The organism is Hymenobacter sp. B81 (assembly GCF_044628455.1).
Lineage (GTDB): Bacteria > Bacteroidota > Bacteroidia > Cytophagales > Hymenobacteraceae > Solirubrum.
The window spans coordinates 1,143,950-1,167,664 of record NZ_JBIYZW010000001.1 but is presented as its reverse complement, the minus strand read 5'-3'; the positions used below and the strand labels follow the sequence as shown (position 1 = coordinate 1,167,664).

Below are 23,715 nucleotides of genomic sequence, written 5' to 3'. Positions count from 1 at the left end.
CCTACGATGCTTGGCAAGTTGCCGGAAAGCCCGCGAGTTTTCGCCCGCGGCATGACCCGGCCCCGGCCCCGGGGCGAGCGGGGCGCCGCCTGCCCGGGCTCAGACCTTGAAGCCCACGCGCTTGGGGCGTAGCGCCTGGAAGTAGTGCAAGGCTAGGCGGTAGCTTTCGAGCTTGAAACCCGCCACCGAGCCCACGCAGTAGCGGCCAATCAAGCTCACCTTGCGAAAGTCTTCGCGGGCGGCCAGGTTGGAGAGGTGTACCTCCACCACGGGCGTGGCAATGGCGGCCACCGCGTCGGCCAGGGCCACGCTGGTGTGAGTGTAGCCGCCCGCGTTCAGCACCACGCCGGCGTAGGCGAAGCCCACCTCGTGGAGCTTGTCGATCAGCTCGCCCTCGTGGTTGGACTGGAAGTATTCCAGCGTGAGGTCGGGAAAAGCCTCGCGCAGCTCGGGCAGAAAGTCGTCGAAGGAGCGCGTGCCGTAGACGGCGGGCTCGCGGCGGCCGAGCAGGTTCAGGTTCGGGCCGTTGAGAATCAGAATGTGCATGGGGCGAAGATGGGGGGAACTACCCGAATATGTGAGCCGCGGTAGCCCGCGGGCAGCGTAACTTGCAGCGTCATGAACGCCCTCTCCACCACCGCCTTCGTGCGCCGCCGTGCGCTGCTGCCCCTGCTCACCGTGCTGCTGCTGGCCAGCGGCTGCGAAAAAGTCAGCCTCAAGCCCAAGCTGCCCGACGCCACCCAGGAGGGTAAGAACACCTACGGCTGCCTGCTCAACGACAAAGTGTGGCTGCCGCACTCCGACCATACCCTGCTGCCCCCGCTCGACGCCGACCTGACCACCAGCGGCTTCACCCTCAAGGCCTCCGACGACCACGACGACGCCCCGGGCTGGGAAGAGTTTAACCTGGCCCTGAACACCAGCACCCTCGCGCCGGGCACCTACACCCTCGCCGACGGCTTTACGGCCCGCTACTGGTCGCGCGACAACGACCTGAACAACATCCAGGAGTACACGGCGGGCGTGAACACCGGCAACTACGCCACGCTCACCATCACCAAAGTTGAGCCGCGCACCACCACGACCACCGTGCTGGGCAATACCGTCACCTCGCGCTTCACCATCATTTCGGGCACGTTCGCGTTTTCGGCCACCTCCGCCGACGGCAAAACCCTCACGGTGAAGGACGGCCGCTTCGACGTGCAGGCGTTTTAGCCGGACCGTCGCAGGCCGTAGCGCTTACTACCCCGTGCGCGCTACGATGCCACTCCCCGCCGGGCGCCGTAGCTTTGTAGGCCTATGGCCTTGCAGTGGAATATCATTCAAAAGCAGTTTGAGGGCTACCTGCGGCTGGAAAAGTCGCTGGCGGGCCACTCCATCGAAGCCTACGCGCGCGACGTGGACAAGCTGCGCCAGTTTCTGGAGCTGACCCAGCAAAACCCCGGCCCCGACAAAGTCAGCACCGCCCTGATTCGCGCCTTTCTGGCCTGGCTGGGCGAGTTGGGCCTCTCGGCCGTGTCGCAGGCGCGCACGCTCTCGGGGCTGCGGGCCTTCTACAAGTTCCTGCTCATCGAAGACCTGGCCACCCACGACCCCACCGACACGGTGGAGTCGCCCAAGCTCGGGCGCAAGCTGCCCGACACGCTCAGCTACGCGGAAATCGAGCAGCTATTGGGCGCCATCGATATGAGCACGCCCGAGGGTACCCGCAACCGCGCCATGCTGGAAGTGCTGTATTCCTCGGGCCTGCGCGTATCGGAGCTGATCGGCCTGCGCCTCTCCAACCTGTACCCCGACGAGGGCTTCGTGCGCGTGCTGGGCAAGGGCTCCAAGGAGCGGCTGGTGCCCATCGGCCGCGACGCGCTCAAGCACGTAGCCATCTACCTGAGCGCCATCCGCTGCCACCTCGAGGTGCAGAAGGGCTCCGAGGACATCGTGTTTCTGAACCGCCGCGGCGGGGCCCTCTCGCGGGTGATGGTGTTCAACATCATCAAGGACACCGCCGCCAAGGCCGGCATCCGCAAAACCATCAGTCCGCACACCTTCCGCCACTCCTTCGCCACCCACCTCATCGAGGGCGGCGCCGATTTGCGCGCCGTGCAGGAAATGCTGGGCCACGAGAGCATCACCACCACCGAAATCTACACCCACCTCGACCGCGACTACCTGCGCCAGGTCATCACCGCCTTCCACCCCCGCAGCTAGGTGCCGGGGCCGCAAACGGGCCGAACGTACCCGCTCAGCCTGTCAGAACAGGCGGGCTGAGTTCATTTGCCCCTCATGCTGAGCGAAGCCGAACCGAAGGTCGCCGTAGGCAAGCATCTCGCCCGCTTCGTTGAATGGGGCGCCGTAGCTGGCTGGGGCGGGCGTTTCCACCCCGCACGCAACGTTCCCCAGCCCTTGCGCAACGCTTTCCAGCATGCGTGCAACGTTTCCCAGCCGGTGTGCAACGATTCCCAGCATCTGCGCACCGCTTCCCGGCGTGTGTGCGACACCTCCCAGCCCTTGCGCAAGGCTTCCCAGGGTATGCGCGCCGCTTCCCAGCCGGTAACCGGATTTCCCCGGCGCAAACCTGGCTTCCCACCCCGTACCATTTTTTCGGTCCGAGCCCCGGGGTTTCCCCCAGCGAAGCATCAGCCAGTTTCCCGCCACCCGCCGATTCCCATATTCGTGGCCCCGCCGGTGCCAACTACCCGCCCCGGCTGCGACCTTTGCCGCGCATGACTTTCCCCGCCCTGCCCGTTCGCCCCCGGCCGCTGCTGCTGGCGGCCCTGGCGCTGCTGCTGCTCTGGCTGCCCGCCCTGCTGCTGGGTCCCGACGGCTACGTGCTCATCGACGACAACCTCGACGCCGAGCTGAACATCCCCTACCTGCTGCACCGCTTCGGCGTGGCCCTTGACTACCGGCCCGAGGCCACCGTGCCGGCCATCATGAACGGGCTGCCGCGCACCGCCCTGCGCCCCGGCCTGAGCGTAACCGTGGCCCTGTTCGGCCCGCTCGACCCGCTGCCCGCCTACTGGCTCAACCAGCTGCTGGTGCGGCTGGCTGCCCTGGCGGGCATGTACCTGCTGCTGCGCCGCTACGCCTGGGCCGGGGCCGGCGGGCAAGGTTGGGCCGCGGCCGTGGCGCTGGCCTGGGCCGCGCTGCCCACCTACACCATGTACGGCCTCTCGGCGCTGGGTACGCCCTGGCCGCTGCTGGCCGTGCTCAACCTGCGCACTGCCCGCGCCCGCTGGACCGACTGGCTGGTATTGACCGGGTTTCCGCTTTGGTCGAGCTTGGTGCTGGCCGGGGCCTTCATCGTGGCGGGCCTGGGCCTGGGCTTGCTCGCCGACGGCCTGCGCACCCGCCGCCTGCACCGGGCGGCCTGGGCTGGGGTCGGGCTGCTGGCCCTCAGCTACGCCGTAGTCGAGTGGCCGCTGCTGCGTGCGGTGCTCATCGCGCCCGAGTTCGTGCCGCACCGCGTGGAGTTCCTCCCCGGCGACCTAACGCCGGGTGGGCTGCTGGCGGGGCTGCGCAGCAGCGCGCAGTTTTTCTTCTGGGGCCAGTACCACGCCAGCCGCTTTTTCCGCGGCGCCATCCTGCTGACGCTGGTGCTGGCGGCCGCGCAGCTCTGGCGGGCGGGCGGCCGGGCGCGGGTAGGGGAGAGGCTGCTCGGCGCGGGCGCGTTGTTGCTGGGGCTGTTGGCATTGGCCCTGACCTGCGGCTTCTACGCCCAACTCGTGCCCCTGCTACAGCGGGCTTCGCCGGCGCTGGGTGCGTTCAACCTTTCCCGCTTTCACTTCCTCACGCCGCTGCTTTGGTTTGGCGTGCTGGTGCTGGCCCTGCGGGCCCTGCCCTCGGCCCGACTGCGCGCTTTGCTGCTGGGCCTGCAACTGCTTATAGGCCTGGTGGGTAACCCCGAGTGGCTGCTCAACCTGCGCCTGGCGCTGGGCCGGCCCGCCGCTCACGAGCCTACCTGGCGGCAGTTCGTAGCCCCCAAGCTGTTTGAGCGGATTCGCCTCGACCTGGAGCAGCGCAGCGGACCGGCGGCAAGCTGGCGCGTGGCCTGCCTGGGCTTTCCGCCCGCCGTGGCCCAGCTCAACAATTTCTACACCCTCGACAGCTACCAGAACAACTACCCCTTGCCCTACAAGCACCGCTTCCGGCCCATCATTGCCGGCGAGCTGGCCAAAAGCCCCGAGCTGCGGCGCTATTTCGACAGCTGGGGCAACCGCTGCTACCTGTTTTCGGCCGAGCTGGGCCGCAACTTCCGCGTGGGCCGCACCCCGGCTGCCACGGTGCAGGACTTCCGCTTCGGCGCGGCGGCCTTTCGCCGGCTGGGGGGGCGCTACGTGCTGTCGGCGGCCCAGCTGGCGCGGCCCGAAGCCACCGGTTTGCGCCTGCTGGGCCAATACGATGAGCCAACGGCGTACTGGCGGGTGTATCTTTATAGCGTTGACTGAATCAGCCGATCCGGGAGCCGGCGGCCCGCCCCGCTAACGACCTGAGGGCGCTGGCCTTGCCACCCCACTGGCGTTAGCCCATTGCCGGCTGTTGCCCTGGTCGTTCGCTTTTTCCGTCATTCGCTCACCCAATCATTCTGCCAAATAGCCGTAGTTTTGGCCCTTTGGTGCGTCAAATGGCAAAGAACACCTTCCGACCGGCGAATGGCTCCGCCCCCCGAGCCACCAACGAAGCCCGCCCTCCCCGCAATCAGCCCGCGGCCGAGGTAGCGGAGCCCGTGCGCGAAAGCCGACGCAACGCTCCGGCCGCGGCCAAGCCTCCCAAGCCCCCGCGGCAACCCCTCAAGCTGCCCGACTTCGGCGGCTGGCTGAGCTTTCTGCACGACCGGCGCTTTCAGCTGTTCGCGGGCTTCTTTTTCCTGCTCACCTCCCTGTTTCTCACCATTGCTTTCTGCTCCTTCCTGTTCACCGGGCAGGCCGATCAGAGCGTGGTGGAAGGGCTGGGCGGCACTCCGGTGAAGGAATCGGGGCAGGAATCGGGCAACTGGCTGGGCCTCACCGGTGCCTGGATGGCCCACCTGCTCATTTACCAGGGCTTCGGCCTGGGCGCCTTCGCGCTCATTCCCGTAGCCTTCGCAGTGGGCTACAAAATCGTGTTCCGGCGCCTCGAGCTGTCCTTGAGCTACGTGCTGGCATTGTGCTTGTTTTCAATGCTGTGGGTGAGCATGCTGCTCGGCTATTTAGTACTGAGCCTGCAAACCCCCGACGCCGACCCGCGCACCGCCCACAGCCTCGACTTCCTGAGCGGACAGGTGGGCTACGAAGCCGCCCTGTGGCTCGACAGCCTGCTGGGCTGGGGCACGGTGCTGCTGCTGGCCTTTCTGCTGATTTCCTTCGTGGTGGCCTTCTTCAACGTGACCACCCTCAACCTACCGCGCCGCGCCGGCACCCTCGACGAGGACGACGAACCCGCCGGCTTCCCACGTCCGGCGGCCCAGGGCAGCCAAGCGGCCGCTGGCGCGGTGGGAACGGCTGCCGGGTTAATTGATGAAGAGCAGGAAGAGGAAAATTCGCTCGGCTTCACCCTGCGCCGCACCGGCCCGGTAGCCGAAACGCCCGAGCCTACTGCTCCGGTAGCGGCTGCCAAACCCACCAAACCGGAAGCCCCCAAACCGCGCCCCAGCGTGCCGCTGACCTTCGACGACGCGGACGACGAATCCCCAAGCCTGTCCCTGAGCCCGGCGGCTACGGCTGCCGGCAGCGCCGCTTCCCTGGCGCTGGGCGGCCTGGCCGTTCCCGCCGCCGCGGCCGCCGGGCTGAGTGGGGCCGTGGCGGCCAGCGGCCCCAGCTTTTCCATCGAGGCCCCGGCCCTGGAAGTAGCCCCGGCCGTGCCCGCCCGGGTGCCCACGCCGCTGTCGTTGGCCGACCTGGCCGACGACGACGCCCCGCTGCCCCCGGCCAAACCGGCCGCCAAAGGCCCCTCTTTTGAAGTGGAAATGCCCGTTGAGCCCGAGCTGGAAATTGAAACGGCCACCGGGGAGCTGGACCCCGCCGTGGGCGCCGACATGGCCGTCATTGCCGAGGAAGACGAGGACGCGGACCAAATGCCCAACGTCAACTACGACCCCACGCTGGACCTCTCGCGCTACCAATATCCCACGCTGGAGCTGCTCAACGACTACGGCACGCCCAAGGCCCAGGTAACCAAGGAAGAGCTGGAAGCCAACAAGGACCGCATCGTGGAGACGCTGGGCCACTACGGCATCAACATCGCCTCCATCAAGGCAACCATCGGGCCCACCGTCACGCTCTACGAAATCGTACCCGACGCCGGGGTGCGCATCTCCAAGATCAAGAGCCTGGAAGACGACATTGCCCTGAGCCTGGCCGCCCTGGGCATCCGCATCATTGCGCCCATTCCCGGCAAGGGCACCATCGGCATAGAGGTGCCCAACACCAAAAAGGAAATGGTGTCGATCCGCTCGGTTTTCGCTACCGAGAAGTTCGCCCACACCGAAATGGATCTGCCCATTGCCTTCGGCCGCACCATCACCAACGAGGTATTTGTGGTCGACCTGGCCAAGATGCCCCACCTGCTGATGGCCGGAGCCACCGGCCAGGGCAAGTCGGTGGGTTTGAACGTGATTCTGGCCTCGCTGCTTTACAAGCGCCACCCCGCCCAGCTCAAGTTCGTGCTCGTCGACCCCAAAAAGGTGGAGCTGAGCATCTTCAACAAAATCGAGCGGCACTTCCTGGCCAAGCTGCCCGACACCGAGGAAGCCATCATCACCGACACCAAGAAGGTGGTGAACACGCTCAACTCGCTGTGCATGGAGATGGACCGGCGCTACGACCTGCTCAAGGACGCCGGCTGCCGCAACCTGAAGGAGTACAACCGCAAGTTCATGGAGCGCCGGCTCAACCCCAAGAAGGGCCACCGCTTCATGCCCTTCATTGTGCTGGTGATTGACGAGCTGGCCGACCTGATGATGACCGCCGGCAAGGAAGTGGAAACGCCCATTGCCCGCCTCGCGCAGCTGGCCCGCGCCATTGGCATTCACCTCATCGTGGCTACCCAGCGCCCCTCGGTGAACGTGATTACCGGCATTATCAAGGCCAACTTCCCCTGCCGCATCAGCTTCAAGGTGACCAGCAAAATCGACTCACGCACCATTCTCGACGCGGGCGGCGCCGACCAGCTGGTGGGCCAGGGCGACATGCTCATCTCCCAGGGCTCCGACATCATCCGCGTGCAGTGCGCCTTCATCGACACGCCCGAAGTGGACCGCCTCTGCGACTTCGTGGGCGAGCAGCAGGGCTACTCCGATGCCTACCTGCTGCCCGAAGTAGCCGGCGCCGACGGCGACGCGGGCTCGGGCAACGAGGATTTCGACCCCTCGGACCGCGACTCCATGTTCGAGGACGCGGCCCGCATCATCGTGCAACATCAGCAGGGCAGCACGTCTTTGTTGCAGCGCCGCCTCAAATTGGGCTACAACCGCGCCGGCCGATTAATCGACCAGTTGGAACACGCCGGGGTAGTAGGACCGTTTGAAGGCAGCAAGGCCCGCGAAGTTTTAATTCCCGACGAATACGCTTTGGAACAGTTGTTGAATAGCCTGCCCAAGTAGGCGAATTTAGCGGGCAGAACGCTGAGCTTAGCCTTTTTTTGGCTCGGTTCAGGCTTCCTGGTAAACTAAGTTCTCCGCTCCCGTATCTAAGCTCTGACAACTCTTTCCTCATGAAAAAAATACTCGCCCTGCTGGCCCTCACCGTGTCCGTTTCCTTCACGGCCTCGGCGCAGCAGGACCCCAAGGCCACCAAGATTCTGGACCAGATGAGCGCCAAGTATCAGGCCATGAAGGCGTTTAAGGCCTCGTTCACCCAGACCCTGGAAAACCAGACGGCCAAGGTCAAGGAAAACATCAGCGGCGACATCATCGTGAGCGGGCCCAAGTTCCGCCTCAAGCTCAACGGGCAGGAGGTCATCAACAACGGCCAGACGATGTGGACCTACATGAAGTCGGAAAACGAGGTGAATATCTCCGACTACGACCCCGATGACCAGGAAATTTCGCCCTCGCAGATTTACACGCTCTACAAGAAGGGCTACAAGTACGCCTACGCCGGCGAGTCGGTGGAAGGCGGCGTGCCCTGCGACGTGATTGAGCTGTCACCCGAAGACCACAACAACCAGATCTACAAGGTGCGGTTGAACGTGAGCAAGAAGGACAAGTCGGTGAAAAGCTGGAAGATGTTCAAGAAGAACGGCAACCGCTACACCTTCGCCATCAAGAAGTTCGAGCCCAACGTGCCCACCGACGCCAGCACCTTCAACTTCGACAAAGCCCGCTACAAGGGCGTGAAGGTGATTGATCTGCGCTAAGCCTGCGTTCCGAATACACCTTGCGGCCCGCTTCTGCTTTGGCAGGAGCGGGCCGTGATGTTTAGCAGGACGACCTCTGCGGCCTCCGCGCAATCTTCCGCGGCTTCTGCGGGAACCGACGCCGGGCGCCGGGTGGAGCAGTGCGTAGTGGCCGCATCCGCAGAACTTGTTACTTTGCCCGCACCCCGTATCGTTAGCCATTATGCAGGAAGATTTCCTCCACTACGTCTGGCAGCACCAGTATTTCGACAAGGCCGACCTGCGCACCGGGCAGGGCGAGGCCCTGGTGGTGCTGCGCCCCGGCTACCGCAACGCCGACGCAGGGCCGGATTTTCTGAGCGCGCGGCTGCAGCTGGGCGAGGTGGAGTGGAACGGCGCGGTGGAAATTCACCTGCGCGCCTCCGACTGGCAGCGCCACGGCCACCACACCGACGCCCGGTACGATCAGGTGGTGCTGCACGTGGTGTACGCGGCCGATGCGCCGGTGCACCGCCTGGATGGGAGCGAGGTGCCCGTGCTGGCACTGGGGGCCCGGCTGGCGCCCACGCTGCTGACTGCCTACGACCAGCTGATGCGTGGCCCCGCGCCCGACCTGTTGCCCTGCGCCGCGGCCTTGCCCACGGTGCCGGTGCTCACGCGGCTGATGATGGTGGAGCGGGTGCTGCTGGAGCGCGTGGCGGAAAAGGCTGCCGGGGTGCAGCTGCTGCACGAGCAAACCGGCGCCGACTGGGAAACCACCGCCTGGCAGCTGCTGGCCGCGGGCTTCGGCTTCAAGAAAAACACCGAGCCACTTGCCCGCCTGGCCCGCGCTCTGCCGCTGAGCGTACTGCGCCGCCACCGCCACGACCAGCGCCAGACCGAGGCCCTGCTGCTGGGCCAGGCGGGGCTGCTGCCCGCCGATGCCCCCGATGAGTACTGCGCCGGGTTGCGGCGCGAATACGACTTTCTGGCCCACAAATACGCGCTGGCGGCCACGGCGCTGCCCGCCCACAGCTGGAACTTCCTGCGCCTGCGCCCCGCCAACTTTCCCCCCGTGCGTCTGGCCCAGCTGGCGGCGCTGCTGCACCGGCTGCCGCGACTTTTTCAGCCCCTGCTCGATGCCCCCGATGTAGCCACGCTTGAGAAATTGCTGCTGGCCCCGGTGGGCGAATACTGGCGCCGGCACTACCGCCCCGGTGTGGCCGCGGCGGGCGCCGTGCCGGGCTTGGGCCGCAGCAGCGCGCACCTGCTCATCAGCAACGTGGTAGTGCCCCTGCGCGTGGCCTACGCCCAGTCGGTGGGCGACCAGGCCGGGGTGGAAGCCGCCGTGGAACTGCTCACCCAGCTGCCCCGCGAACAAAGCAGTGTGCTGGCTCCCTACGAAGCCCTGCAGTTTGTGCACCGCTCGGCTGCCGACTCGCAGGGCCTATTGGCACTGCGGCAGGGTTACTGCCAGCCGCGCCGCTGCCTGCACTGCGCCATCGGCAGCCGCATTCTGCAGCCACCCCTCAGCCCGGCAGCCCGGTGAAAGTGCTGCTCATCGTTCTGGGCAACGGCCTGCTGTTGTGGGGGCTGTGGTACTGGCTACGGGCCCAGCGCCGCTGGCCCGACCTGGGCCACTTCGTGCTGCCCACGCTGGCCCTGCGGCTGCTGGCCGGCTGCGTGTCAGCGTCGGCCCCCAGCGCCGACGCCTGGTTTTTCCAGCTTTGGTCGCGCCGGCTCACCCAGCAGCTGTGGGCGGCCCCCGATGCCTGGCTGCACACTCTGGGCCACGACGCGTTTTACTTCGCCGGCAAGAAGCTGGTGTACCACGGCTTCTCCAACACGTTTTTTCTTATCAAACTGCTGTCGGGGCTGAACCTGTTTTCGGGCGGGTCCCTGCTGGTAAATGCGCTCTACCTTTCCCTGGCCAGCTTCGTGGGCTGCTGGTACCTGGTGCGGGTGCTGGGGCGCCTGTTCCCGGGTACCCGCGGCGCGGCCATCGTGGGGCTGCTGCTCTGGCCCTCGGCGCTGTACTGGTCGACGGGGCTGACCAAGGAAAGCCTGCTGCTGGGCAGCGGGGCCGGGCTGCTAGCCGTGGCGCTGCGCCTGCTCTATGGCCCCGCTTCGCGGCGACGCACGCTGCTGCTGCTGCTGGCCCTGGGGCTGGCCGTGCTGCAGTTTAAGATGCGCTTTTTCTTCGGCGGAGTCTTGCTGGCGGGGCTGGCGGGGCTGGTGGTGGTGCGCGGGGCCCAGCACCTGGGGCTGGTGCGGGCGCGCTGGCTGCAGGCGCTGCTGTTTGGGGCGGTGCTGGTGGGCGGGGTGTGGGCGGCCAGTGAGGTCAGCCCGGTGTTCCGTTTCAATAAGTTCGCCAGCCAGCTCACGCGCACCTACGCCACGCTGCGCCGCAAGTCGGAAGGGCGGCCGCACATTGCCCTGCCCGCGCTGGCGCCCACGGCCGGCAGCATTGCCGCGCACGTGCCCAAGGCCGTGGGCAGCGCCCTGTTCCGGCCCTTCGTGTGGGAGGGCGACTCGGTGTTCTACGGCATTGCCGCCTTCGAAAACCTGGTGTTGCTGCTGCTGGCCGGCGTGGCGGGCTACGACCTGGCCCGCGGGCGGGCCGCGCCGCTGCCCTTTGCCGTGGGGCTCATGCTGCTGACGTATTGCCTGGTGCTGGCGGCGCTGCTGGGGCTGAGCACGCCCAACCTGGGCACCCTGAGCCGCTACCGGGCGCCTTGGCTGCCGCTGCTGGTGTACCTGCTGCTGAGCCAGCCCACCGCAGCCGACTGGCTGCGGCGCCTGCGCCTGTTCGGCATCCGCTAAGACCGGGGCGGGTTGGGCCGCGCCGCGCCAGGGCGTATCTTTGCGGCTTGCGGCGGGTCGGCTGACCCGCGCTTCTGCTTTGTTATTCTGCATGGAAAATCCGGTCATCATTCTGGGCGCCCAAGCCCTCGGTTCGGCGGCGCTCGACGCCTTCACCAGCAACGACGTGGTGGTGTACTGCCTGCTCGACGACGACGCCAAGCTCAAGGATACCGAGCTCTACAACGTACCCGTGATGGGTGCCACCGACGACGAGCAGTACCTGAACCTGCTCGGCAAGAAGTGCGAGGTGTTTGTGGCTGCCGACGACACGGCCAGCCGCCGCAGCCTGACCAACATGCTGCGCGAGCAGTACCAGCAGGTGCCCGTGAATGCGGTGCATAAGGCGGCCAGCGTGGCCGAGCACGCCTGGCTGGGCCACGGCAACCTGATTTCGGCCGGCGCCATCGTGGCGGCCGGTGCCAAGCTGGGCAACGGCTGCATCGTGGGCGCCCGCGCCGTCATCGACACCCGGGCCGAGTTGGGCGACTTCGTCAACGTGGGCGCCGGGGCCGTGGTCAACAGCGAGGTGACGGTGGGCGAGCTGGCCTTCATCGGCTCGGGCGCCGTGGTGGTGAGCGGCGTCAAAATCGGCGCTAAGGCCCGCGTCGGGGCCGGCTCGGTGGTGGTGGCCGACGTGCCCGCCGGCCAGACCGTGTTCGGCAACCCGGCCACCAAGGTGTAATTACCAATGAACAATGAGCAATGAACAATTAGCCGCCCACTGGCCGTTTGATCTGTTCATTGCTCATTGACAATTGCTCATTGAAGCCCATGGATTACCGCGTTTTACTGTACTACTGCTACACGCCCATCGAGGACGCCGACGCGTTTCGCGACGAGCACCACCGCCTGTGCCTGCGCCTGGACTTGCGCGGGCGCATCATTGTGGCGGGTGAGGGCCTGAACGGCACCGTGTCGGGTACCGTGGCCAACTGCGAGGCCTACATGCAAACGGTAAAAGCCGACCCGCGCTTCGCGGCGCTGGAATTCAAGGTGGAGGAGGCGCCGGCGCACACTTTTCAGAAGCTGCACGTGCGCGTGAAGCCCGAAATCGTGCACGTAGGCCTGCCCGCCATCAAGCCCTACGAGCGCACCGGCACCCACCTCTCGCCCGAGGAATTCCGCGCCCTCAAAGACCGCGACGACGTGGTGGTGGTGGACGTGCGCTCCGACTACGAGTACAACCTGGGCCGCTTCAAGAACGCCGTCACGCTCGACATCGAGAACTTCCGCGAGTTTCCCGACCGCGTGGAGCGCCTGCGCCAGTTTCAGGACAAGAAGATTCTCACCTACTGCACCGGCGGCATCAAGTGCGAGAAGGCCTCGGCCTTCCTGCTCGAGCAGGGCTTCGAGAACGTGTACCAGCTGCACGGCGGCATCATCAAGTACGGCCTGGAAGCCGGCGGCGAAGACTTCGAGGGCAAGTGCTACGTGTTCGACGGGCGCGTGGCCGTGGACGTGAACTCGGTGAATCCCTCAGTCATTGCCGCCTGCATCAGCTGCGGGCGACCCGACGAGCGGATGGTGAACTGCGCCAACCCGCACTGCAACGCCCACGTGGTGATGTGCGAGGCCTGCGCCGAACAGCGCCAGGGTGCCTGCTCCGAGGCCTGCCAGCAGCACCCCGACAAACGCCCCTACGACGGCACCGGCGCCTACCCCAAGCAAAGCAACCACTACAACCCCGAACAAGGTCTGTACTCGTACCGGGCACCGGGTAAGTAGCGCGTCGCTTATTTCCAGAGTGAGTCCTTAAAGCCCGGCTCCAGCCGGGCTTTTTCGTTTTCTATCCGACGTTTGCAGGCCTATGGACGCATTGGAAGCTTATCAGCTGGAGAAGTGGCTTTGGACGGAGTCCGATTTCGCTGTTATGGGCTGGCACGACGCGTCTGTCTATGCCTGGCGTCTGGTGGACCAGGAGTTGCTGCTGGATATCGACTACATTTTTCAGTGGAATCAACCCGAAGTAGAAGGTACCAACTTCACGTTCTGGGTAGCTCCGGCAACTCTTGTCTTTCGCGGCGTTCAGAACTTAGAAGTTGATTTCAATTTTCTCGGGGCTGATCCATCAAAAGCAGAGGCTCTCGAAATTGATGGCATTGAGCAGGGGCAGCCTGGTGAGTGGACTATTTTATTTCACAACGGCTATCTGGAATTTATGGCCACTGGCTATTCTCAATTCATCCGGAAAGCACCGTCATTTGAGTTCGGTCAACAAGTCTCTTGGCCGAACCGGGCCGGTACCTCATTTGAGCAAGTCAGCGGAGAACAGTCCGATTCATTCAATTTTGTAGAGTTTCGTAAAACGAACACTTGGCGGCTCTACCAGCTAGCACTCGACCGTGCCCGCGTCAAGCAGCAGCTAGACGCACTATTAGACAAAAGAGCCGCCGGCGCCGTAGAATTGAAGGCGTTTTTACTTCAAAAACGGGACCTTCAAGACCGTATCAACTACCTAGGACTGGAACTGCGTAACACGCGTTTCGAGAACTGGTAAAACTTCCCCTTTCCCATGGCCATTGCCGACTCCGAGCTGATTCTGAACGCCGACGGTTCGATCTATCACCTGAACCTGCTGCCCGACCACATTTCCGATACCATCATTACCGTGGGCGACCCCGACCGTGTGGCGCAGGTGAGCCGGCACTTCGACTCCATCGAAACCGAAGTCAGCAAGCGCGAATTCGTGACGCACGTGGGCTACTACCGCGGCAAGCGCCTCACGGTCGTGTCCACCGGCATCGGCACCGACAACCTCGACATCGTGCTCAACGAGCTGGACGCGCTGGTCAACATCGACTTCGTGACGCGCCAGCCGCTGCCCATGGAGGAGCACATTCGGCTGCGCATCATCCGCATCGGCACCAGCGGCACCATGCAGCCCGACATTCCGGTGGGCTCGCACCTGGTGTCGGAGCACGCCATCGGGCTGGAGTCGCTGATGCAGTTCTACCCCCTGGTGGAAACCGGCGCCGAGGTGGAGTTTGCCACCGCCGTGCAGCAGGCCGTGGGCCTCGACTACCGCCCGTACTGCGTGCTAGGCTCCGATCTGCTGCGCGAGCAGCTGGGCGCGGGCATGATTTCGGGCAACACCGTGACCTGCCCCGGCTTCTACGGCCCGCAGGGCCGCTCTTTGCGCCTGGCCCTACGTTACCCCGACTTGCTGGAGCGCCTGCGCAGCGTGCAGTACACCAACGCCGAGGGCACTTTCCGCCTGACCAACTTCGAGATGGAAACCGCCGGCTACTACGCCCTGGGCCGCATGCTGGGTCACGAAGTGGTGTCGCTGAACGCCATCGTGGCCAACCGCGCCACCGGGGAGTTTGCCGAGCGCCCCGACCAGGTGGTCAACGACCTGATCGAGAAAACCCTCTCGCGCCTCTAATCACGGATTCCGGCGGATTTTTCGGATTGCACGGATTTCGTGGACGATTGTCCGGTGTGGTGCCACGACTCAAATCCGTGGCACCACACCGGACAATCGTCCACGAAATCCGCGGAATCCGAGCCGAAGGTCGGCGTAGCCAAAAATCCGCCGAAATCCGTGATTTAGATGATGCCCCCGCCGATGGACAAACGCAGGCAGGCAATGACGATGGCCAGGCCGTTGAGCAGCATACCGGTTTTGTGCTTGCCAAACGCCCCGATGATCAGGCCGATGACGGCCAGCACCAGAATAAACCAGTTGGCCCAGCCCAGGAAGGGAAACAAAGCCAGGATGGTGAGTAGGAGCACGACGATGCCCCAGAGGGTGGAAATGATGTTCATGGCTGCGCAATAGCTGGTACGACCCGCGGCCGGCCGTTTCTGTTTGGCGGCCAGCCGCCGAAAAGATAACTGAAAACCGGGGTCGGCACCGGCCTGACGGGCATGAGGGGTGCCTGGCCCCGGGCAACTGGTCCCGCTGCGGCTTACCGTCCCCCAGGTGGGTTCGGCGACGTAGGCTAATGCCCGGCCGAAAACGACCTGTCGTTTCAGGTAAAACGACCTAACATGCTACCGGAAACAATAGGGCGTTTGGCGGAACGCAACGGGACGCACGCGGGTGGACCGGCTTAGTAGAAGTCGAAGCCAAGCACGGCGCGCAGGGGCAGGGTGATGCCGGCCTTGAGGGTAATGAACTCCTCGTGGACGGCCCACACGGTGGTTTGCACCCGCTTGGTGCGGCCGTCGGCGGTGCGGAAGTAGATGTCGAGCTTGCCGTGGTAGTTGTTGCCCAGGGCGCCGGCCCGCTCGGCGTCGAAGCGGCGCAGCTTGCGGGCGGCCTCGGTGGGCAGCACGTCGTCGGGGGCGAAGTGCAGACCGGGAATCAGCTCTTTCCCGATGGTTTCGCAGGGGTCGGTAGCAACTAGCATGGGCGTAGAAAGTCGGTGAGGGGCAGAACGCAAACACTCTACCGGGCCAACAAGTCGCCGGGGGAAGCAGCCGGATGCGCTGGCTGCCTGGGGCTCGGACGCGGCAAGCTTAATTTACGCTAACCCAGTCAAAAAGGCCATGGTATCCACTCCGTCGGCGTACTCGGCCACGCCGGGCTGCTGGGCGCGGCCGGCGGGCACGCTGCCCGGCAGCCAGCCCCCCACCGACACCACCGCCTGGGTACGCGGGGCCAGGTCGGCCAGCTGCTGCCGCAGGTCGGCCTCGTCCTGATACTCGCTGTAGTGCAGCACCGAAATGGGCGAGACCAGCTGCATGCTCTCGGTCAGCAGCAGGTAGCCCGTGTCGAGGTGGGGCACGCCGTTGACCAGCAGCAGGCTTTTCTGGTAGTCGTAGTTGTTGTTGTAGCGGTGATGGTCGCGCACGTGGGCCCAGGGCTGCAGCGAGTCGAGCAGGGGCGTGAAGTCGTAGCCCGCCGGCACCAGCAGCTTCGACACGTTGCGGCAGCCCAGGCCGTAGTAGCGGAAGATGTCGGCCCCGAAGGCGGCCAGCTCCTCGCGCGGCTCCAGGCCGGCCAGCACGCCCAGGCTGGAGCGGTTGCGCCGGATCAGGTGGGGCTTCTTGCCGAAGTAGTACTCGAAGTAGCGGGCCGTGTTGTCGGAGCCGGTGGCAATGAAGGCGTCGGCCTCGCGCAGCAGCTCCACGAACTGCAGGCTAGGGCCGAAGCGCGGCTCAATGGCCAGCAGCTCGTTGGCCACCCAGCGCAGCAGAATGTTGTCGTCGGCCGAGAGCTTGGCCAGCAGCGTGTGGCCGCTCAGCAGCACGCACAGCAAATCGTGGAAGCCCACCAGGGGAATGTTGCCGGCCATGACCACGCCCACGCGGCGCGGCTGCACCGGCTCACTGGGGTAGCGCCCGGCCCAGGCCGTGAGGGCAGATGCGTCGAGCAGGTAAGCCACCCCCGCCAGGGCCGCGCGCACGTTGTCGAGGTCGAACCAGGGGTTGTGGTTGCGGGCGCGGGCCGTGAGGCTTTGCAGCTCATCGTCGGTGAGGGTGCGCAGGCGGGCGCCCAGGCGGGCGAAGGCGGCAAGGCGTTCGGAGTGAATCATGCGGGAAATAAGGCGTGAGCGGGGCCGAAAGTTCGCAAGAAACCGCTGCCCGTGCTACTTTTGCCGCGGTATGCCCGCAGCCCTGGCCGCGGCCCGGGGGCGAAAACGCGCATCCAGCCCGCCGCGGGCTGCGTATCAACGGCATCCTTCCCTTCACCTTACCTGACGACCCACGGCTATGGCCATCATGATAACCGACGAGTGCATCAACTGCGGTGCCTGCGAACCGGAATGCCCCAACAACGCTATCTACGAAGGCGGCGCCAACTGGCGCTGGGCCGACGGCACCACCCTCAAAGGCACGGTGGACGTCGACGGCGGCAAGCAGGTGGACGCGACCAGCCCGCAGACGCCGGTGTCGGACGAGTACTACTACATCGTGTCGGACAAGTGCACCGAGTGCGTGGGCTTCCACGAAGAGCCCCAGTGCGCGGCCGTGTGCCCGGTGGACTGCTGCGTGGACGACCCCGACTACCGCGAAACCCAGGAGCAACTGCTGAAGAAGAAAGACTGGCTGCACGTGGCCTAGCCACGGCGGTAGCCGTCAAGGCACTTCCCGCGAAGCCCGGCCCAGTGGCCGGGCTTCGGCGTTTCCGGGGCGGCCGTCGGCACGACCGTTGCGCGGGTATCCCGCGAGGGGCCGCTACGAAATCGGAAAAATCCGTCGAATCCGTGATACTTTTGCCGCTTCTACATCTGATTAGCGCCGCCCTATGGAGCCTATTGCCAAAACCTACCAGCCCGCCGAGGTCGAAGAAAAGTGGTACCAACGCTGGCAGGAGCAAGGCTTTTTCCAGTCGAAGCCCAACCCGCGCAAGCCCGCCTACTCGGTGGTGATTCCGCCGCCCAACGTGACGGGCGTACTGCACATGGGCCATATGCTCAACAACACCATTCAGGACGTGCTGGTGCGCCGCGCCCGTATGCTGGGCAAGGAAGCCTGCTGGGTGCCCGGCACCGACCACGCCTCCATTGCTACCGAAGCCAAGGTGGTGCAGATGCTCAAGGAGCGCGGCATTGCCAAGACCGACCTTACCCGCGAGGAATTCCTCAAGTACGCCTGGGAATGGAAGGAAAAGTACGGCGGCATCATCCTCGAGCAGCTCAAGAAACTCGGGGCCTCCTGCGACTGGTCGCGCACCCGCTTCACCATGGAGCCCGAGCTGACCGAGGCTGTGCTGCGCGTGTTCGTGGACCTTTACAAGAAGGGCCTGATTTACCGCGGCATTCGCATGGTAAACTGGGACCCGCAGGGCCTCACCGCCATCAGCGACGAAGAGGTAGTGCCCAAGGAAAGCCAGCTGAAGATGTTTTACCTGCGCTACCCCGTGGTGGGCAGCGAGGGCGAATTCCTCACCGTGGCCACTTCGCGCCCCGAAACCATCATGGCCGACGTGGCCGTGTGCGTGAACCCCCACGACGAACGGTACCGCCACCTGCACGGCCAGCAGGTGCAGATTCCGCTGCTCGGCCGTGCCATCCCGGTTATCCTCGACGAGTACGTGACCATGGACTTCGGCACGGGCGCGCTGAAGGTGACCCCGGCGCACGATTTGAACGACTACGAGCTGGGACAGAAGCACAACCTGCCCGTCATCGACATCCTGAACGACAACGGCACGCTCAACGAGAAGGCGGTGCTCTACGTGGGGCAGGACCGCTTTGCCGCGCGCAAGCAAATCACCAAGGACCTCGACGCCGCCGGCCTGCTCCAGAAGGTCGACGACTACCAGAGCATCCTGCAGACTTCCGAGCGCACCGGGGCCGTCATCGAGCCTCGCCTGAGCATGCAGTGGTTCCTGAAGATGTCGGAAATGGCCGGTCCGGCCCTGGCCGTGGTGGAAGACGACCGCGTGAAGCTGCACCCGCCCAAGTTCAAGAACATGTACCGCTCGTGGATGGAAAACATCCGCGACTGGTGCATCTCGCGGCAGCTGTGGTGGGGCCAGCGCATTCCCGCGTTCTACCTGCCGGATGGCTCGTTCGTGGTAGCGCTTACCGCCGAAGAAGCTCTTGAACAAGCGCGTGAGCAGACCGGCAATAGTGAACTGCAGATTAGCGACTTGCGCCAGGATGAGGACGTGCTCGATACCTGGTTCTCGTCGTGGCTGTGGCCCATCTCGGTGTTCGACGGCTTCAAAGACCCCGACAACCCCGACGTCAACTATTACTACCCGACCGACGACCTGGTAACGGCTCCCGAAATCCTGTTTTTCTGGGTGGCGCGCATGATCATGGCCGGGCTGGAATACCGCCACGAGGTGCCCTTCCGCAACGTGTACCTGACCGGCATCGTGCGCGACGACCAGGGCCGCAAGATGAGCAAGCAGCTGGGCAACTCGCCCGACCCGCTCGACCTCATTGCCCAGTACGGCGCCGACGGTGTGCGCACCGGCATGCTGTTCTCGTCGCCGGCCGGCAACGACCTGCTCTTCGACATCAAGCTGGTGGAGCAGGGCCGCAACTTCACCAACAAGATCTGGAACGCCTTCCGCCTTACCCAGGGCTGGGAAGTAAACGCCGAGCTGCCCTTCCCCAACGAGAAGGCCACCGAGTGGTTCCAGGCCCGCCTGCAGGACGCGCTGACGCAGCTGGAAGACCACTTCGACAAGTTCCGCATGTCGGATGCGCTGATGACGGTCTACAAGCTGGTGTGGGACGACTTCTGCTCGGTGTACCTGGAAATGGTGAAGCCCGCCTACCAGCAGCCCGTAGACCCGGAGACGCTGCGGCGCACCACCGGCTTCTTCGAGCAACTGCTCAAGCTGCTGCACCCGTTCATGCCCTTCATCAGCGAGGAAATCTGGCACCTGCTGGCCGAGCGCGGCCCCAAGGACTACCTCTGCGTGGCGCCCTGGCCCAAGCAGCAGCCCGTAGCCGGCAGCGCCGACATCCTCGCCAACATGGACAAGGCCCTCGACATCGTGGCCGGGGTGCGCAACATCCGCAACCAGAAGGGCCTGGGTCCCAACAAGCCCCTGACGCTGGCCGCCAAGACCGACGACTTGGCCCTGCTGCGCGAGTACGACGCCATCATCCGCAAGCTCTCGGCCCTCACCGAAATCAACGGCGTAGACGCTGCGCCCGCCGCTTCGGTAGGCTTCGTATCGGGCGGGGTGGAGTTCTTCGTGCCGCTGGAAGGCCAGATCGACCTGGGGGCCGAGAAGGAGCGCCTGGGCAAGGAGCTGGAGTACGCCCAGGGCTTCCGCGAGTCGGTGCTGAAAAAGCTGGCCAACGAGAAGTTCGTGCAGAACGCCAAGCCCGACCTGGTGGAGCGCGAGCGGCAGAAGCTGGCCGACGCCGAAGCCAAAATCACGGCCCTGGAGCAAAGCCTGGCGGCGCTCTAATCCAGTCCGCCCCCCAACGCACAAGCGGCTGCTTCCGAAAGGAGGCAGCCGCTTGTGCGTTGGAGAGGTAACGTGTTCTTACCGGCGCCGCGCGTCCCGCGCGGTGGCCTCGGCGGCCCGCTGACGGGTTTGCTGGGTGAGCTGGTTCTGGAGCTGGAAAGTCACCTGCTCGCAGTCGGTGTAGCGGCGCTGGGCCAGGGTCAGCTGCTTCTGGGTGGCCGAGAGCTGCAGGTACAGGTAGCCGATGGTGCCCAGGGCTAGCAGCAGCGCCAGCAGCGTTACGATGTTTTTCATAAAGCGTAGGAAGTCAAAAAGAAAAGCCCGTCGAAGTGACGGGCTTGTTCAAGGTTGCGGACGCCCGGTTAGATGGCCGTGTTCGGGTCGAACTGCTCCAGGTAGTCGGCCACGCGGCGCACGAACATGCCGCCCAGCGAGCCGTCGACCACGCGGTGGTCGTAGCTGTGCGAGAGGAACATGAAGTGACGCACGCCGATCAAGTCACCCTGCGGGGTTTCGATGACGGCCGGCTTTTTCTTGATGGCGCCCACGGCCATGATGGCCACCTGCGGCTGCATGATGATGGGGGTGCCCATCACGTTGCCGAACGAGCCCACGTTGGAGAGGGTGTAGGTGCCGCCTTCCAGGTCTTCGGGCTTGAGCTTGTTGGCCCGGGCGCGGGCAGCCAGATCGTTCACGCGCTTGGTCAGGCCGTTCAGGTTCAGCTGGTCGGCGTTCTGAATCACGGGCACGATGAGGTTGCCCGAGGGCAGGGCCACGGCCACGCCCACGTTGATGTCGCGCTTCTTGATGATGTAGTCCCCGTCTACCGACACGTTGATGTTGGGGAAGTCCTGGATGGCGCGGGCAATGGCCTGCACGAAGATGGGCGTGAAGGTCAGGTTTTCGCCCTCGCGCTTCTTGTAGGCGTCCTTGTGCTTGTTGCGCCAGTTCACGATTTCGGTCACGTCGGCTTCCACGAAGGAGGTCACGTGCGGCGAAATGCGCTTGGAGTCCACCATGCGCTGGGCAATCATCTTGCGCATGCGGTCCATCTCCACCAGCTCCTGGTTGCCCGAAACCGAGGGGGCGGGCTTGGAGGCGGCGGGGGCCGCCTGCGTGGCGGCTGGGGCCGGGGCTGCGGCAGCCTGCGGAGCGGGAGCAGCCGGAGCGGCGGCCTGGGCCGGGGCGGCCGCCTGCGGGGCCGGCTGCTGGCTGCGGTTGGCTACGAAGTCGAGGATGTCTTTCTTGGTCACGCGGCCCTGCTGGCCGGTGCCGGGCAGGCGCTCCAGGTCGGCCATCGAAATGCCTTCCTCGCGGGCAATGTTCAGCACCAGCGGCGAGTAGAAGCGGCCGGGCTGGGCCTCGCCCAGCTGGCTGCCCCCGGCGGCGGCGCTGGCTGCAGCGGCGTTGGGCACAAACGGCACGGCTTCGGCAGCCTGGGCCTCGGCGGCCACGGGAGCAGCGGCGGGCTGGGCGGCCTGGCCGTTGGAGGAAGCGGCAGCGGCGTCGGTTTCGATGATGGCAATGGGGGCGCCCACGGCTACCACCTGGCCTTCTTCCACCAGAATCTGCTGCAGCACGCCGGCGTGAATGGCGGGTACCTCCGTGTCCACTTTGTCGGTGGCCACTTCCAGCACCGATTCGTCCTGGTCAATGGCGTCGCCGACCTGCTTGAGCCATTTCAGAACGGTGCCTTCCATGATACTTTCGCCCATCTTGGGCATCACCATTTCCACTCGTGCCATGCGTGTATTGGGGAATTTGGGGGTTGTTTAGGGGAATTGCGGCTCAAAGGTAACAGGAAACGCAAACGCCCCCACCGCGGGAAACGGGGAGGGCGTGGGGAAGTCTAGGTAAGCAGAAGTTTCGGTTGTAATGTGCTACACCGCTTTTCAATGGATTTGGCCGCCCGTTCAACGTTGCCTATGTATGGATGCCATTTAAGATCATCATAATAGGAAGGCTTAATAGGAATCGTGCCTTTGTAAAAGCCATATAGCCAATACGCCCTGTATTTCAGCAGCTGTTTGCATTCAGAGGAGTGGTCTGCTAAGCTGTGAATCGCACTTGGAATCAGTACTAGATTAGGGATTGAGCAGAAGTAGAGCGGGTCGTAGGCTTCGTTGTGTGCGTCATAAATATGGCAAGCGTGAAATTTTTTAAACTTGCCCGGGTAGCCTATTGCGGTTTTGATGGCCCAATTGGCTTTTGAATTATCATCCAGATAGACACCGTCGACAAAAAGGCCAACCTCACTCTTTACGCGCGTCCGACGCACATTGAGAAACCAACGAGCAGTGCCGTTGCCTGCCTCTTGGCGGAGCATATCAACAGTCGATCGGTCCGCCCATAGTGAAGTAGCTGCTACAAGTTGAAGCAGGGGCATGATGTGGGCGTGAAGTAGGTCGTTGCCGTTCATGAGGGCTGGAAAAACCGCCGCGCCCCGGCTACCCCAGGACGCGGCGGCGCAAATAAACCAGGATTTTACCCGTGCAGCGCCCGCACGATGTCGGAGGCGTCGCCCACGGGGCGGTCGTCCTTCATCAGCTGCACGTAGTACTCGTAGGGGCCGCTCAGGCCGGTTTCGGTGTCGATGTAGGGCGAGCGGGAGTCGAAGGCCAGGGGGCGGCCCCAGGCGGCCGTGCCGGCGGGGCGGCGAAACACCTGCACGCCGTCCTGGCCCAGCTTGCTCCAGTCGAGGCGCAGGCCCTCGGCGGTGGGGCGCACGCTGAGCGTGGGCTTGAGGTTGAGCCCGCGCACGGCCGTTTGCGGGGCCAGCCAGCCGCAGTCGCGCCCGATGGCCTCGGTGTAGGCCGGATGGGCCTTGTCGCGGCCGATGCTCTGGCGCACGTCGGTTTCGTAGTCCTGAATCAGCTGGTCGCGGGCGGCCACAGCGGCCGAGGCGGCATTCTGCGCATCGCGGGCCTGGGCAATGGCCTCGAGCACGGCAGTTTCGCGGCCCTGGCGCCGGGTGATTTCGGTGGGCGTCCAGGCAAAGGCGGTGGCGTAATCGGCGCGCTTGCGCTGCTGCAGCTGCACCCAGGCGGCCAATTCCGGCAGGGCAGAGGGAATGTAATCGGGCATAAAGACAGGGGGTAGACAAGCGTGAAACGAGGACCAATACTGCCCCGCTTTCCCCGCATTCCCAAGCTCGTTTCGGCTGGCAAGGACCAGTCAACCGATTGGCAGGACCAACACCCCTTTGCCCGTTGCCAACGCTAGGCCACGGTTCGCGGCCGGTTCAAGGTGATTCGCGAAACCGCCGCGACGATTCGTGACCAGCCCGTGACGGTTCGCGGCATCTCCGCGAACCGTCGCGGCGGTTTCGCGAACGTTCGCGGGCTGGTCACGAAGGTTCGCGGAGATGCCGCGACGGTTCGCGAACCGGCCGCGACTAAGGGGCGGTGAAGCCAGCCATACGGTTCAGAACGCCATCCTGAGGCGCAGCCGAACCGAAGGTCGACGAAGTCAAGGACCTTACCGCCGTTGACCGAGGGGTACCGACGGGGTAAGTTCCTTCGCTTTGCTCAGGATGACAGACGCGTGAGCGGCGTCTGTTCTCACGCGTCGTAAGGCTCTGCACGGCGTTCAGGGAGCTGTTTGGAAAGTTGGGTTTGGTCATGCTGAGCGGAGTCGAAGCATCTCTACGGCTTCGTTGCATGCTATCTGGCGAAGCGGGAGAGATGCTTCGACTCCGCTCAGCATGACGTGCTGGTTGTTTTCTCAGACTT

General features: G+C 64.7%; 21 protein-coding genes. 13 read left to right on the top strand and 8 right to left on the bottom strand.

Annotated features, from left to right (window positions below; translation table 11 throughout):
• Positions 1–99 precede the first annotated feature (99 nt).
• On the bottom strand, positions 100–546 hold the full coding sequence (locus ACE191_RS05240) for a type II 3-dehydroquinate dehydratase (RefSeq protein WP_400191132.1): 447 nt from the start codon (positions 544–546) through the stop codon (positions 100–102).
• A 72-nt stretch (positions 547–618) separates the two neighbouring features.
• On the opposite strand from ACE191_RS05240, the gene ACE191_RS05235 reads away from it, so the two are divergent.
• The 11 genes from ACE191_RS05235 to ACE191_RS05185 all read left to right on the top strand — a co-directional run bounded on the left by ACE191_RS05235 (position 619) and on the right by ACE191_RS05185 (position 14,539).
• Positions 619–1,215 (top strand): hypothetical protein, encoded by a 597-nt coding sequence (locus tag ACE191_RS05235; protein ID WP_400191131.1) that lies wholly within the window; start codon positions 619–621, stop codon positions 1,213–1,215.
• Positions 1,216–1,299: 84 nt separating this feature from the next.
• Positions 1,300–2,205, top strand: a complete 906-nt coding sequence (xerD, locus tag ACE191_RS05230; protein ID WP_400191130.1) for a site-specific tyrosine recombinase XerD — start codon at positions 1,300–1,302, stop codon at positions 2,203–2,205.
• A gap of 515 nt (positions 2,206–2,720) precedes the next feature.
• Positions 2,721–4,445: a DUF6044 family protein gene (locus ACE191_RS05225; protein ID WP_400191129.1), complete on the top strand. Its 1,725-nt coding sequence runs from the start codon at positions 2,721–2,723 to the stop codon at positions 4,443–4,445.
• Between the two features lie 176 nt (positions 4,446–4,621).
• A complete protein-coding gene (locus tag ACE191_RS05220; RefSeq protein WP_400191128.1) occupies positions 4,622–7,576 on the top strand; it encodes a DNA translocase FtsK 4TM domain-containing protein in 2,955 nt (984 codons plus the stop codon).
• A gap of 110 nt (positions 7,577–7,686) precedes the next feature.
• On the top strand, positions 7,687–8,331 hold the full coding sequence (locus ACE191_RS05215; protein ID WP_400191127.1) for an outer membrane lipoprotein carrier protein LolA: 645 nt from the start codon (positions 7,687–7,689) through the stop codon (positions 8,329–8,331).
• A 202-nt stretch (positions 8,332–8,533) separates the two neighbouring features.
• Positions 8,534–9,838: a DUF2851 family protein gene (locus tag ACE191_RS05210; protein ID WP_400191126.1), complete on the top strand. Its 1,305-nt coding sequence runs from the start codon at positions 8,534–8,536 to the stop codon at positions 9,836–9,838.
• 2 nt (positions 9,839–9,840) lie between these two features.
• On the top strand, positions 9,841–11,112 hold the full coding sequence (locus ACE191_RS05205) for a hypothetical protein (RefSeq protein ID WP_400191125.1): 1,272 nt from the start codon (positions 9,841–9,843) through the stop codon (positions 11,110–11,112).
• A gap of 91 nt (positions 11,113–11,203) precedes the next feature.
• The gene (locus ACE191_RS05200; protein WP_400191124.1) at positions 11,204–11,836 is read left to right on the top strand and encodes a NeuD/PglB/VioB family sugar acetyltransferase; all 633 of its coding nucleotides are present in this window, start codon (positions 11,204–11,206) and stop codon (positions 11,834–11,836) included.
• Positions 11,837–11,925: 89 nt separating this feature from the next.
• A complete protein-coding gene (locus ACE191_RS05195; RefSeq protein WP_400191123.1) occupies positions 11,926–12,879 on the top strand; it encodes a rhodanese-related sulfurtransferase in 954 nt (317 codons plus the stop codon).
• 82 nt (positions 12,880–12,961) lie between these two features.
• Positions 12,962–13,651: a hypothetical protein gene (locus ACE191_RS05190; protein WP_400191122.1), complete on the top strand. Its 690-nt coding sequence runs from the start codon at positions 12,962–12,964 to the stop codon at positions 13,649–13,651.
• Positions 13,652–13,666: 15 nt separating this feature from the next.
• Positions 13,667–14,539, top strand: a complete 873-nt coding sequence (locus ACE191_RS05185; protein WP_400191121.1) for a nucleoside phosphorylase — start codon at positions 13,667–13,669, stop codon at positions 14,537–14,539.
• A 164-nt stretch (positions 14,540–14,703) separates the two neighbouring features.
• Here ACE191_RS05185 and ACE191_RS05180 read toward each other — a convergent pair whose 3' ends face one another.
• From ACE191_RS05180 to ACE191_RS05170, 3 genes are all read right to left on the bottom strand, one after another.
• A complete protein-coding gene (locus tag ACE191_RS05180) occupies positions 14,704–14,922 on the bottom strand; it encodes a hypothetical protein (protein ID WP_400191120.1) in 219 nt (72 codons plus the stop codon).
• A gap of 287 nt (positions 14,923–15,209) precedes the next feature.
• Positions 15,210–15,509, bottom strand: coding sequence for a hypothetical protein (locus ACE191_RS05175; RefSeq protein ID WP_400191119.1), 300 nt, complete (start codon positions 15,507–15,509; stop codon positions 15,210–15,212).
• A 114-nt stretch (positions 15,510–15,623) separates the two neighbouring features.
• A complete protein-coding gene (locus ACE191_RS05170) occupies positions 15,624–16,637 on the bottom strand; it encodes an acyl-CoA reductase (protein WP_400191118.1) in 1,014 nt (337 codons plus the stop codon).
• 178 nt (positions 16,638–16,815) lie between these two features.
• Between ACE191_RS05170 and ACE191_RS05165 the strand changes: the two genes are divergently transcribed.
• Together ACE191_RS05165 and ACE191_RS05160 are read left to right on the top strand one after the other, a co-directional pair.
• A complete protein-coding gene (locus tag ACE191_RS05165) occupies positions 16,816–17,166 on the top strand; it encodes a 4Fe-4S dicluster domain-containing protein (protein ID WP_400191117.1) in 351 nt (116 codons plus the stop codon).
• Positions 17,167–17,350: 184 nt separating this feature from the next.
• Positions 17,351–19,984, top strand: a complete 2,634-nt coding sequence (locus ACE191_RS05160; protein WP_400191116.1) for a valine--tRNA ligase — start codon at positions 17,351–17,353, stop codon at positions 19,982–19,984.
• Between the two features lie 78 nt (positions 19,985–20,062).
• Here ACE191_RS05160 and ACE191_RS05155 read toward each other — a convergent pair whose 3' ends face one another.
• From ACE191_RS05155 to ACE191_RS05140, 4 genes are all read right to left on the bottom strand, one after another.
• Complete coding sequence (locus ACE191_RS05155) at positions 20,063–20,278, bottom strand: hypothetical protein (RefSeq protein ID WP_400191115.1); 216 nt, start codon at positions 20,276–20,278, stop codon at positions 20,063–20,065.
• Positions 20,279–20,346: 68 nt separating this feature from the next.
• On the bottom strand, positions 20,347–21,729 hold the full coding sequence (locus ACE191_RS05150) for a dihydrolipoamide acetyltransferase family protein (RefSeq protein ID WP_400191114.1): 1,383 nt from the start codon (positions 21,727–21,729) through the stop codon (positions 20,347–20,349).
• Positions 21,730–21,833: 104 nt separating this feature from the next.
• On the bottom strand, positions 21,834–22,370 hold the full coding sequence (locus ACE191_RS05145) for a hypothetical protein (protein WP_400191113.1): 537 nt from the start codon (positions 22,368–22,370) through the stop codon (positions 21,834–21,836).
• Positions 22,371–22,468: 98 nt separating this feature from the next.
• Positions 22,469–23,068, bottom strand: coding sequence for a hypothetical protein (locus tag ACE191_RS05140; RefSeq protein WP_400191112.1), 600 nt, complete (start codon positions 23,066–23,068; stop codon positions 22,469–22,471).
• Positions 23,069–23,715 lie beyond the last annotated feature (647 nt).